The organism is Brucella pituitosa, from assembly GCF_003049685.1.
GTDB classification, from domain to species: domain Bacteria; phylum Pseudomonadota; class Alphaproteobacteria; order Rhizobiales; family Rhizobiaceae; genus Brucella; species Brucella pituitosa.
In genome coordinates, this window is the sequence record NZ_PYSY02000002.1 from 149,691 (window position 1) to 162,028 (window position 12,338).

Here is a 12,338-nt window from a genome sequence, read left to right on the forward strand (position 1 = left end):
TGGAAAAGGTGAGGCCCGGGTTATCCCACCCGGGCGTCGACTATCTGGATGCGGCAATACAAGCTTGCCACGATTACCAGCCGGTCTTACTCGATGCCTTTTTCCTTGTAATAACGCAGCGCGCCGGGGTGTATTGGAACCGGCGAGACGATGGTGCTTTTATCGAGTTTGATGGCTTTTGCCGAAGAATGAGCAGCAGCCAGCTGGTCGAGGTTCTCAAATAATCTCTTGGTCATCTGATAGACCAGTTCTTCGTCCATATCAGGACGAACGATCAGATAGTTGATCACGGAAGCCGTCACGACATCCTTGTCTTGACCGTTGTATGTATCCGCCGGGATTGTGTTGACCTGATAGGGTGCACCGATTTTCTCGATGATATCGGCTGGGACTTCCACAACGTTTATATCCACGGAATTAGCAAGATCGCGCAGCGAAGCGACACCAAGACCCGACGATTGCAATGTTGCGTCCAACTGGCGGTTTTTCATAAGCTCGACCGATTCCGCGAAGGGCAGATATTCAATCTTGCCGAGATCGTCATAGGAAAGGCCAGCGGCTTCCAGAATGGTTCGCGCGTTCAGCTCGGTTCCGGATTTCGGAGCGCCGACGGAAAGTCGTTTCCCCTTCAGGTCGGCCAATGTCTTGATGCCGGATTCCTTGGAGGCAACGATCTGAACATAATTCGGATAGATTGCAGCGAGAGTGCTGAGATTGGCGAGCTTCTTTTTAAAGCCAGCCGCTTCATTCCCCTCATAGGCATCACGCAATGAGTCTCCCAGGGTGAATGCGACTTCTCCACGACCGCTGTTGATGAGGTTGATGTTTTCAATCGATGCTTTTGTTGCCTGAACCGATGGCCGAACCTCAGGAATGCTGGAATAGATTTTTTCCATCGCGACGCCGAGTGGATAATAAACGCCACTGGTGCCGCCGGTCAGAATATTTACAAATTCCTCCGCTTTGGCGTGCGCAGCACCAAGAACAAGGCCGAGCGCTGTAGCTAGAGAAACAGTCGATTTCCGGTTGAAAATTAGCATATTTCCTCCTCCCATAAATAAATGTCGTCTTGGCTATAGAACCATGACTAAGCAGGAGATTATGTGGATCAATCCCCCGCCGCATTTGAAAATGTCCTCCCTCGGAACTTGGGAAACGCTATAGCATTATTGAAAAAAACCAAAATGTTTTTGGCTGTTATTATTCTGTTAGTATAATTTCCCGTGAGCATGGTATTTTTTGAATAAATGCATGAGAAAGAGGCTGTAACGGATAATATATAAACGGAATAAGACGGAAAATTTATAAGTATATTTTTGTTTGTAATTCTACTTTTCAGACCAGATAGAATAGTCAATCTTACCTTTGAGTTCAGGAAAATCATCTGGATCGAAACGTGGTTCGCCTGCTTGTTTCTGATTGAAATAGTCTTTGGTTATTTTGACGACTGTTCCAGACAGAAGTACGATGGCGATCAGGTTGACCGATGCCATCAAGCCCATCGCAGCGTCGGCCATATTGAATACCGTCGCTACAGTCGTATAGGCACCCCAGATTACCATGATCAGAACAGCGGCTCGTAGCGTGCCGATCGTCCCACGGTTATCGAGCTTCAGGAATACCATCGCATTTTCTGAATAAGCGTAGTTGCCAATGATTGAGGTGAACGCGAAGAAGAAAATGGCAATCGCAATGAAATAGCGACCTGCCTCACCAATGTGCACAACCATCGCTTCCTGCGTCAGTGGCGTTCCTGTCAGCTCTGAACCAGGTGTCATGACGCCCGACAACAGGATCATGATGCCCGTAGCCGTGCAAATCAGGATCGTATCAATGAACACGCCCAAAGCCTGCACAAAACCCTGGCTTGAAGGATGATGAGGTGAGGGGGTGGCGACCGCCGCTATATTGGGTGCGGACCCCATGCCCGCTTCGTTTGAGAACAGGCCACGCTTGACGCCGTTCAGCATAGCTCCCGCAATGCCACCAGCGGCCTGTTCGATGCCAAAAGCGCTCTTGACGATGAGCGCAATTACTCCGGGTACCGCAGTGATATTTGCGACGACCACGTAAAGTGCCATGCCCAGATAAGCGACGGCCATGAATGGAACGACATACTCGGCAACCTGCGCAATCTTACGAATGCCACCGAATATAACGATCCCAGTTAGCACTGCGAGAGTGATGCCAACCCAAATCTTCTCAACGCCAAAAGCTCCCTGCATGGCATCGGCGATGGAGTTTGCCTGAACGGCGTTAAAAACGAGGCCGAACGCGATAATTAGGCAAACTGAAAAGATCGCACCTGCCCACGGTGCATTTAATCCACGTGAGATATAGAAGGCAGGTCCACCGCGATACTGGCCATTGTGATCTTTGATTTTATACAGCTGCGCCAAAGCGCTCTCGGAGTAGGCGGTTGCCATGCCAACGGTCGCGACGACCCACATCCAGAATAAAGCACCCGGACCGCCCAGAAATAGGGCCACGGCGACACCAGCCAGATTTCCAGTGCCGACACGCGATGCGAGACTCGTACAAAGTGCCTGAAACGGTGTGATCCCGCTGGTGTCATTTGCTGGTGCGCGCATGACAGATCGGAAGAATTCCGGGAAATGCCTGAATTGTATGAACCCAAGGCGAAATGTAAAATATATCCCCACAGCGATCAGGCCATAAAGGAGAATATAGCTCCAGAAGATCGTGTTTAGAAAATCAATTATTGCATTCAGTATGGTCATGCTGATCTCCTAATAATTGACCTGCGGTGGACCTATCTTTAGTCACGATGACATGAATTCATGCTCGGAGTATTTCAATAATTGCAATAATATTAGCTTATTTAGCGGGCGTGAAATGAATTTCTAGCCGGTCATTAGTCAACCACCGGAATTGAACAAGATAACAGCAGAATAAAGATTATACATCTCAGTATCGAAATCGATATGCATTACCAGCGCAACCAAACGTGTCTGCCGATCATGACGAGAAGCCCGGTGATAGCAATGCCGAATGTATATCAGGTCGCGATGAACGGAATCCCCGTTTCTGGACAGTGAAGTGAACAGACAAGCACACCGCTGGCGCCCAATACGATGTCGGCTGTGAGACCCGCAAGCGCTGGGTTAACGGTAGCCAGCCTGCGCATGGCTGCAAGGAGCGATTTCAGCATTAGCAGAGTTATGAGCACTATCAGCCACGGACAAGCGAGAGCTGTGCGCCCAAAAGTAACATCCCGCCTTCATTCGGGCGAGGCACCCTCCCACTAATATAGTGCTGCCTCTATCAGACAAATGAGAAGAAGAGCCATTAGCCGCCAGTGCAGTTGGCTGCGGTTCGGTCGGGACAGGGCGGAACTGCGGGAACCAAAACCAGAAGTAGAAATAGCGCGTCGACGTTCTGGGTCAAACTATCGGCAAGACGGGCACAGTGGATGCTCCGCTCTGTCAGGCCTTTCCGCCAGCATTGACCATTCCGTCTTACTGTGTTTGCCACAGGGCGCATACCCAAAATCTGAAATAACCAGCAAATAGGTATCGTGCCGATAACCCAGCGTTGGGCACGAAGCGTTTAAGCTAAAGACCCATGATAGGTACCTCACTCCTGAGGAGTTGGATCGACTGGGAAAAGCCCTCGGTTCGGCGGAAAGGAAGGGGGTAAGCATATTTGCAGTTGCCGCGATAAGGTTTCTCTTCATGACAGGATGTAGAAGGAACGAGGCGCTGACTCTGCAATGGTCGTGGATTGATTTCGAACGCCGAATAGCGAAATTACCAGATAGCAAAACTGATCAAAAAGTTGTGCACCTAGGTGACAGTGTATTATCATTGATAAAATCACTCCAAAAGTCGCCGGCTCACCGTTGGTTTTTCCGTCATCAGTAGGAGGAGATCGACCGCTCAGTATCCAAAAGACATGGCATGATCTTCGGCATAATTTTGCAAGTATGGCCGTGTCGTCGGGACAAAGCTTATATCTGGTTGGGAAATTGTTAGGGCACAGTCAATCCCAGACAACTCAACGATATGCGCATTTGGCGCCAGATCCTATACGCGATGCGGCAGATAGTGTTTCGAATATGATTGGCTAAAACTTAAGCCGAACTTGCTCAGAAGATACTCCACAAACGAATTAGTGCGCGTTTTTGCTGATGTTGTCGGCAACAACGCTATGATAGTCGTTATAGTCTGGTATCTCTATGTGCCGAAAGCCGTTGCGCTTGATTTCGCGATAGATCATCGAGCGATGATGACACATGAGTTGCGCAATATCGCCGAGAGGGACTTTGAGCTGCTAAAGTTCGAAAAGACCACGACGTTCAGGCAAAGTGATTTGCGAATAGCAGTTCGACATCCAATTTTCTCCATGGTTAACGCCATGAATTTATTGGCATGTTGCAGTTTAGAATAGAACATATCTGACGGGGCTGACCATCGAAATGCGAACAAAGTCGCCGGAGTTTATCTGACGACTTTGAGTTTAAACCGTTTCAACACTGTTTATAAAGTCAGATACGGTCTTCATGCACAGATCGCGCTCTTCGACATGTGGCATATGGCTAGATTCCTCGAATAGTACCCACTTATTGTTCTGAACATTTTCCACATAGGGCTTCACAACCAATGGCGTTGCTTCATCATAACGGCCTGAGACGACAAGCGTTGGTGCCTGAATGCGGCTGAGGCGGTCTTCAAGTGTCCAGTCTTTCATCGTGCCGATTACATGAAATTCAGTCGGACCGTTCATGTTGCGATAGACGGTATTGTCCTCATCCATGATCGCGAATGTTCGTGCGACTTCCTTAGGCCATGGATTTACGCGGCAGACATGGCGATCATAAAATACGCGAGAGACTGCGATATATTCACGATCGGTCAGCGTGCTCGCTCTTTCATGCTGCAACAAAGTTTCCTGCACATCAGCGGGAAGTTCGCGTCGTAAACGGTTGGCTTCCGCCACCCATGTGTGCATGTTAGCGGGCGAGTTTGCGATAACGAGTGCCTTTAGGCCCGCAGGTTGTCCAACGGCGTGTTCTGCACCCAACATGCCACCCCAAGATTGGCCGAGATAAGCATATGAATTACATGACGCGCTATAATAATGAGAAGGTGAAAGACCTTGTAGCTGCTGCGCGCCTTGAACTCGATCCGAAGAAGCGCGAAGAGATGTATGTTGATTTGCGAAAAATGGCGAAAGACGACGTCAATTGGATCGACCTTTACTACAGCCCATATATCAATGTTACGGGAAAGAATATCGATGGATTTTATCAGAATCCGCTCGGCCGTTTCTTTTTAGAAGACACGGTGAAGAACTAATGTGAAAGTTTGAAACTGAAATGACGGCAGCCTTTTAGGCCGCCGTTTAAATGTGGTGTTTGAATGGATTCAACCGTTGTTGATCCATATTTCGAAAAAACGTTAGCTATCAACTTTAATTATCACGCCATCTGCTGATTGTTTTCAATCTTTAAACCAAATTTTTGATGAGTTGCGACCTTAACGTTACTAAAAAATGGGAGAGTAATCGCACTACCTCTCTCGAGATTTAAATCGTGGTGCTCTTTCGGACAATTAACGGTGATTCGATTACAGACTGCTGGTCCGAATCAAGAAGCTGTCCCATTTCACTCATCGTCAGTATCTCTATCGCTCGTTCGACCATTTTTTGGCCGTCGTGGACGAGAGTGGTAAGATTATAAGCAGCCCAACCTGCTTCCGCAATATTATCGTAACCACCAACGATGATATCATCGGGAATACGAACGCCAACTTCTTGACGTAATGCATCCATGGCGCCAAGCGCTAACAGATCGTTTGCACAATAGATTGCATCTGGCAGTTTTGTTGTTGAGCTTACCATGTCTTTCAGCTGTCTGATTGCTGCGTAACCCGCTTCATAGCGATAGTCGCCTTCCAAAATGAACGGTGACTCAAATCCTGTTTCATCGAGGCGCTGACAAAAACCAAGCTGTCGATCAATGTTAGCCTGACTGTCAATTGGGCCGGTTATATAGGCAAACTTGCGTGCGCCGCGCTCAATGAAGTGCTCTGCCATGACGCGCGATGCGCCGACGCTATCACAGCTGATTGAATAAACCCAATCACCAGAAAAGCGGGTGTTGAAAGAAATGACCGGTACACGCAATTGCGATAGCTGCTCCAGCGCCTCCGGACTCAGAACTGCGAGTGCGCTGACGATGGCGTCGACCCGGTACCCTGCAAGCATGGGTACTATGTCATCGAAGGTGTGTCCACTTTCGACATGTACCAGCAAGATGCGCCAGCCTTCTGCCTGGAGCATCTTGGAGAAGGTTTCAAGAACGGATGTATAGAAGGGGTTGTATAGGCCGCCTATTACCACCGCTACTAGTCGAGAGCGATGGCTTAGCATGATGCTTGGGATGAAGCTTGGGCGATACCCCAGTTCTTCCGCTGCAGCCAAGACTTTTTTGCGTGTTTCGGGTGAAACGCTAGCGCCCGGCTTAAAGGTTCGTGAAACAGCGGATTGAGAAACGCCTGCCAGTCTCGCCACATCAGTGGATGATGCGTAGGGCTTATCACGTTTCATTCCATATCCTTTGCGGCTTCATGTCCTGTTTTTGAACAATCATCAGGTTTCGTTTTGCCATTATGTTCAAATGCTTTCAAGGATTTGAACTGACTTTCGCGTTGTCAGATAGCAATCACCAAAAATTTTCTATTGACGACACGCAATCTCTTTGCATAGCTATGCACTACTAGTGACTAGCTAGTCAATGCGGGTTTTGGGAGGAAAAACGCATGAGCCTAATTCGTACGACGCCATTCAGCAGGCGCGCCTTCATGAAGGGTGCTGGAGGACTTGGTGTTCTCTCAGCTTTTGGTGGATTATCTTCACTGCGCGCGCTCGCCGAGCAGAAGCCGACGCTGGTCAATGCTATTCGTTCGCTGTCAAATCCCTATCATGCAGCATGGAACAAAGGCGGCGAAGCCTTCGCAAAATCGCTTGGTATCGAATATGTGACGCTTGTTACTGAAGGCGATAGCGAGAAGGGCATTGCTGATATTCGCGCAATCTTGGCACGCACCGGCGGCAATGCGGTTATCAATATCGATCCAAACGATGCAGCCGATGCGCGTCCTATCGTGGAAGCATGCGCCGCAGCCAAGGCACATGTGCTGACGCAATGGAACAAGCCTGCCGATCTGCATCCTTGGGACCATGATCCATATTACGTTGCGCATGTGAGCTTCGATGGTCAGCGCTATGGCGCCGAGACTGCCGAAATCCTCATTAAGTCCATTGGTGGCAAGGGCGGAATTCTGGGCCTCGGCGGCACACTGTCGAACACGGTTGCTATTGATCGTCGTCAGGGCCTTGAGAAAGCACTTGCAGCGCATCCTGATGTGCAGCTTCTGGATTTTCAGGTTGCTGATTGGCAGTCAAGCAAAGCGTTCGACGTTGTCAGTGCATGGCTGACCCGTTTTGGCGATGACATCAAAGGCATCTGGTGCGCGAATGATGATATGGGTATCGGCGCGCTGGAAGCATTGCGTGCGGAAGGTCTCGCCGGGCAGATTCCAATCACCGGCGTTGATGGCATCGGAACAGCTGTTGAAGCTGTGAAGAATGGCGAGTTTGCCGCAACCGTTTCGTCTGATCCGTTCTGGCAGGGCGCTATGGGGCTTGCAATTCCTTACAGCGCGCGCGCTGGTGTCTTCGATCCTTCGAAAGAACCGAAAGATCATCGCGAGTTCTACGGTACGGCCTTGGTCGTGACCAAAGACAATGTTGATGATTTTTACGAAAACAACATCAAGAACACACCGAACCTTGATTTCAAGGACCTTTGGGGGCGTACAAGCGGACAGATCCGCGAGAGCTAAGCCCCTCGCAGTCTGATGCGACACGCCGTGCTCGGCGGAACATTGCCTGACAGGAAAAGCATATGAGAGTTGCGAGCCAGGATTTCAGTCCGGCGGACGCTAAAGGCGTAGCCATATCTAAAAACGGCCCTCAAAGCCGATTGCCGGAGTTGATGCGCCGGCTCGCACCGCTTATCGTGTTGGTCGTTCTATGCATTGGGTTGGGGCTGATCAGCCCGAACTTCTTCTCGGTCAATAACTTTGTGCGTATTGCATCCGCCTCGTCCATTCCGGTGGTGCTGACGCTCGGCGCAACGTTTGTGATCCTGCTTGGCAGTATTGACCTTTCCGTTGAAGGCGTCATGGCGATTGCGGGTGTGGTGCTGGCGTCCTTGGTCGCGGCTGACAGCTCATGGTTTGGCAGCGTTGTGGGAGTTATCGCGGCAATTATTGTGGGTGCTGCAATGGGGGCCTTTTCCGGCCTGTTGCATGTCGTCCTGCGCATACCGTCTTTCATGGTGACGCTTGGCATGTGGTTTATCGGGCTTGGCATTGCCACTTTGATGGTTGGCGGCGGGACGATTGCTATTCGTGAAGCCGCTCTGCGTAGCTTTGCGCTGGAGCGTTTTGTGGGGTTTCCCTTTACCGTCTGGATTGCGCTGGCGGCCTTGTTTGTAGCTTGGGTGGTACAAAACCATACGCGCCTTGGTCGCCACATCTATGCCCTTGGTGGCGGCGAGGACATTGCGGTTCTTTCCGGTGTATCGGTCTTGCGCACCAAGTTGTTTGTCTTCGCGATGGCTGGTGCGTTTTATGGCCTCGGTGCTGTGCTTGCCGCCGCGCAGCTCGGTCAGGGCAATGCGGATATTGGTACCGGTCGCCTCTTCACCACGATTACTGCGGTTGTTGTCGGCGGAACCTCACTTCTGGGCGGGCAAGGCGGTGTGCTGCAATCGCTTATCGGTGTTCTCATAGTTTCCGTTCTGGCCAATGGCATGGTTTTGCTCGGCATCCCGCCTTATCTGCAACAGGCATTTCTTGGTCTGATGATCATCGGAGCCGTTGCTTATGCCACGCGCCGCACCCGCTTCAAGATTGTGAAATAAGCCATGTTGACGATCAGTGGACTGACAAAATCATTTGGCAGTGTTCATGCTCTCAAGGGAGTGGATCTGGAAATTCGACCCGGCGAAGTGGTTGGACTTGTGGGCGAAAACGGCGCGGGTAAATCGACCCTCATGCGTATTCTCGCTGGCACCCAGCGCCCAAGTACTGGCACAATCACGCGCAACGGAAAGCCTTTTGCCGTCAACTCGCCACAACAGGCGAACGACCAAGGCGTCGCCATGGTGTTTCAGGAGCAGTCGCTGCTACTAAACCTCTCCATCGCGCAGAATATATTTCTTAATCAGGAACAGCGTTTCATCCGCTTTGGTCTGGTGAACTGGCGCAAGATGAATGAGGCGGCGGCCAAGCATTTAAAGCAGGTCGGTATTCATGCCGATCCGTCGAAGCTTGCGGGTGATCTCTCATTTGCCGAACGGCAAATGGTGGAGCTTGCCAAGGCGTTGTCACTGGCCGATCGTGTCGAACGTGATCTGATTATTCTGCTTGATGAGCCGACATCGGTTCTGGAGCAGTCTGAAATCGACATTCTTTTTGAGCGTGTTCGTGCACTCAAGTCACGTGCAAGCTTTGTGTTCGTCTCGCACCGCCTCGATGAAGTGCTGGAAATCAGTGACCGCATCTATGTGATGAAAGACGGGCAGGGCGTTGCCACTATGGATGCGACGGGTGTCGATGGTGCTGACCTTCACCGCATCATGGTGGGTCGTGAGATGCACACCGAATATTATCTGGAGTCAGAACAGGCTGAACCGAGTGAAAAGATTGCTCTGGAAGCGCGCAACCTGTCCTGCACGGGCAAATACCACAATATTGATCTGACGCTTCGCGAAGGTGAAATACTTGGCATTGCCGGTGTCATTGGCTCTGGGCGCGAAGAACTTATCCGTAGTTTCTTTGGCTTTGAGACACCAACGTCGGGTGAAATGTTGCTTAGTGGCACGGCAGTTAAACTCGCCAATCCGACTGAGGCTGTGGCGCGCGGCATAGGCTATATTCCTAGCGAACGCAGGCTTGAAGGCCTCGTGATGATGATGCCGATTGCTTCCAACATCACGTTATCACGTCTTGATTCTGTGGAAGGTCCTATCGGTATTCAGCATAGCCGCGAGACAGTTTTGGCTGAAGATTGGATCAAAAAACTCTCCATCCGTGCGCCGGGGCCTCATGCTCTGTGTCAGGCATTGAGCGGCGGTAATCAGCAGAAGGTCGTTTTGGCCAAGTGGCTGACGGCAGGCTCACGCATTCTTATCCTCGATCACCCGACACGCGGCGTGGATGTGGGTGCAAAGGAAGAAATCTTCCGCCTGATGCGTCAGCTAAGCCGCGAGGGTTATGCGATCATTCTTATTGCCGACACGCTCGAAGAGACCATCGGTTTGTCGCACAACATTCTTGTCATGCGCGATGGAGAAGTCACCGCGCGTATTCCTGCTCCGACAGGCGCAAAGCCGTCGCAGGTGCAACTGGTCGAGCACATGGTGTGATTATGAACGAGAAAACTGCTCTCCCCAACGGTTCAGGTGCATCTACTTTGTTTAGCACAGCACAGCTACGCCCATATGCACCGCTTGCCTTTCTGGTCGTTATGGTGGTGCTTATCTCGGCCTATTCGCCGGGCTTTGCCAGCGTCAATACCGGGCTGGTTCTGCTTGCCGATACCATGGCGCTGTTCATGCTTGCTGCTGGTCTGTCTTTTGTCATTGTGATTGGTGGTATTGATCTGAGTTTGCCTGCGGTCGCATCGCTTGCAAGCGTGGTGACGGCGATGCTTTTGCCAGAACTTGGGTTGCTGGCCTTTCCAACTGCGCTTCTCTGCGGCGTTGCCGCCGGTCTTTTCAGCGGCCTTGTCCATGTGCGCTTAAAAATTCCGTCCTTTATTGCAACACTTGCAACTGGCGGCGTGGTCTCCGGTATCGCGCTTTATATCTCCAAAGCACGTAGCATCGGCATCAGCGCGGCCGACCGTCCAATGCTTAATTGGATTGCCGGTACGACGTTTGGAATTCCAAACATCATTCTTGCCGGGCTACTGATGTGCCTTATTGGCATATATATCCAGCGCTATACGCGCTTTGGTCGCTATTGCTATGCCATTGGTGCCGGTGAACCCGCCGCAATTGCCGCCGGTATCCATGTGGATCGCCAGAAGGTTGTAGCCTTCGTATTGTCGGCGCTTTTTGCGGCTGTCGCGGGCATCATGCTTGCAGCGCGCATGACAAGCGGTTCGCCAACGGGCGCTAGCCAGCTGCTTCTTCCAGCTATCGCCGCTGTTCTCGTTGGTGGCACACCGATCACCGGCGGGCTTGGCGGCGTCGGACGCACGCTGGTCGGAGCGCTCATCGTGTCGGTCGTGCGTATAGGCATGACATTTGTCGGCATCGACATCTTTGCACAGCAGATCGTCTTCGGCGCTGTTCTCATTCTCACCGTCGCCGTCACCATGGATCGCGACAATATCCTCATCGCAAAATAGGCAGCCGCACGGCTGTATGTATCGCAGGAGTTATTATGGATCTGCAATTGAAGGGAAAGACCGCCGTAATCACTGGCGCGTCGGTCGGGATTGGTTTGGCCATTGCCGAAGGATTGGCCGCAGAAGGTACGAACCTTGTGCTGGTAGCGCGTGGCAAAGAACGTGTAGAAGCTGAAGCGCAGCGCATTGCTGAAAAGTCCGGTGTCAATGCTATCGGTGTGGCGGCAGATGTGTCCACCGTGGAAGGCACTGACGCTGTTATCGCCGCCGCAGCTTCCGCAGGCGGTGCCGATATTCTCATCAACAATGCGGGTACCGGCTCCAATGAGACGATCATGGATGCGCCGGACGATAAGTGGCAGTTCTATTGGGATCTGCATGTGATGGCGGCAGTGCGCCTTGCGCGTGGACTGGTGCCACAGATGAAGGCCAAAGGCGGCGGTGTAGTGCTGCATAACGCTTCTATCTGTGCTGTACAGCCACTTTGGTATGAGCCGATTTACAATGTCACCAAATCAGCCTTGATGATGTTCTCCAAAACACTCTCGACCGAGGTGATTGGGGACAATATCCGCGTCAATTGCGTTAACCCGGGTCTGATTCTCACGCCTGATTGGGTGAAGACTGCCAAGCAGCTCACAGCCGATAAGGGCGGCAACTGGGAAGGCTATCTTCAGGACGTTGCCAACGAACATGCAGCCGCCAAGCGCTTTGGTACGCCGGAAGAGCTCGCGCATTTCTTCGTGTTCCTGTGCTCATCCCGTGCAAGCTATAGCGTTGGTTCAACCTATTTCGTCGATGGGGGTATGCTCAAGTCACTTTGAGGACGTCGCTTGATAATTCTCTTCCTGGAGAAATGCTGGCCGGAATTGCTCCTACAATTCCGGCAT

Annotated in this window: 9 protein-coding genes and 5 pseudogenes; 9 read left to right on the forward strand and 5 right to left on the reverse strand. The window is 51.3% G+C overall.

The features are described from left to right. Positions 1–86: 86 nt before the first annotated feature. From C9380_RS12965 to C9380_RS28515, 3 genes and pseudogenes are all read right to left on the reverse strand, one after another. The gene (locus tag C9380_RS12965; RefSeq protein WP_105534590.1) at positions 87–1,040 is read right to left on the reverse strand and encodes a TAXI family TRAP transporter solute-binding subunit; all 954 of its coding nucleotides are present in this window, start codon (positions 1,038–1,040) and stop codon (positions 87–89) included. Between the two features lie 288 nt (positions 1,041–1,328). Then, positions 1,329–2,732, reverse strand: a complete 1,404-nt coding sequence (locus C9380_RS12970; RefSeq protein ID WP_100557984.1) for an alanine/glycine:cation symporter family protein — start codon at positions 2,730–2,732, stop codon at positions 1,329–1,331. Between the two features lie 287 nt (positions 2,733–3,019). Further along, positions 3,020–3,223 (reverse strand): annotated as a pseudogene (locus C9380_RS28515) (NrsF family protein); the annotation flags it as partial. A gap of 164 nt (positions 3,224–3,387) precedes the next feature. Here C9380_RS28515 and C9380_RS28860 point away from each other — a divergent pair. The 3 genes and pseudogenes from C9380_RS28860 to C9380_RS28525 all read left to right on the forward strand — a co-directional run. Continuing rightward, positions 3,388–3,483: pseudogene (locus C9380_RS28860) on the forward strand (cytochrome b/b6 domain-containing protein); the annotation flags it as partial. Between the two features lie 122 nt (positions 3,484–3,605). Next, positions 3,606–3,884 (forward strand): annotated as a pseudogene (locus C9380_RS28520) (tyrosine-type recombinase/integrase); the annotation flags it as partial. Then, on the forward strand, positions 3,863–4,090 hold the full coding sequence (locus C9380_RS28525; protein ID WP_353954642.1) for a tyrosine-type recombinase/integrase: 228 nt from the start codon (positions 3,863–3,865) through the stop codon (positions 4,088–4,090). The pseudogene C9380_RS28520 and the gene C9380_RS28525, both read left to right, overlap by 22 nt. Positions 4,091–4,479: 389 nt before the next feature. On the opposite strand, the pseudogene C9380_RS12990 reads toward C9380_RS28525, so the two are convergent. Then, positions 4,480–5,076: pseudogene (locus C9380_RS12990) on the reverse strand (proline iminopeptidase-family hydrolase); the annotation flags it as partial. On the opposite strand from C9380_RS12990, the pseudogene C9380_RS12995 reads away from it, so the two are divergent. Then, a pseudogene (locus tag C9380_RS12995) lies at positions 5,067–5,318 on the forward strand (ABC transporter substrate-binding protein); the annotation flags it as partial. The pseudogenes C9380_RS12990 and C9380_RS12995 overlap by 10 nt on opposite strands. 229 nt (positions 5,319–5,547) lie before the next feature. Here the strand turns inward: C9380_RS12995 and C9380_RS13000 are convergent. Then, positions 5,548–6,570, reverse strand: a complete 1,023-nt coding sequence (locus tag C9380_RS13000; protein ID WP_128093713.1) for a LacI family DNA-binding transcriptional regulator — start codon at positions 6,568–6,570, stop codon at positions 5,548–5,550. 212 nt (positions 6,571–6,782) lie between these two features. Here C9380_RS13000 and C9380_RS13005 point away from each other — a divergent pair, with 212 nt between their 5' ends. The 5 genes from C9380_RS13005 (at position 6,783) to C9380_RS13025 (ending at position 12,272) form a co-directional block, all read left to right on the forward strand. Further along, entirely contained in the window at positions 6,783–7,868 is a 1,086-nt protein-coding gene (locus C9380_RS13005; RefSeq protein ID WP_128093714.1) for a sugar ABC transporter substrate-binding protein, read from the forward strand. A gap of 62 nt (positions 7,869–7,930) precedes the next feature. Then, entirely contained in the window at positions 7,931–8,953 is a 1,023-nt protein-coding gene (locus tag C9380_RS13010; RefSeq protein WP_247877652.1) for an ABC transporter permease, read from the forward strand. A 3-nt stretch (positions 8,954–8,956) separates the two neighbouring features. Continuing rightward, complete coding sequence (locus C9380_RS13015) at positions 8,957–10,459, forward strand: sugar ABC transporter ATP-binding protein (protein WP_128093715.1); 1,503 nt, start codon at positions 8,957–8,959, stop codon at positions 10,457–10,459. Between the two features lie 2 nt (positions 10,460–10,461). Beyond that, positions 10,462–11,448: an ABC transporter permease gene (locus tag C9380_RS13020; protein WP_345772263.1), complete on the forward strand. Its 987-nt coding sequence runs from the start codon at positions 10,462–10,464 to the stop codon at positions 11,446–11,448. Positions 11,449–11,483: 35 nt separating this feature from the next. Then, positions 11,484–12,272: an SDR family NAD(P)-dependent oxidoreductase gene (locus C9380_RS13025; protein WP_024896757.1), complete on the forward strand. Its 789-nt coding sequence runs from the start codon at positions 11,484–11,486 to the stop codon at positions 12,270–12,272. Positions 12,273–12,338: the final 66 nt, after the last annotated feature.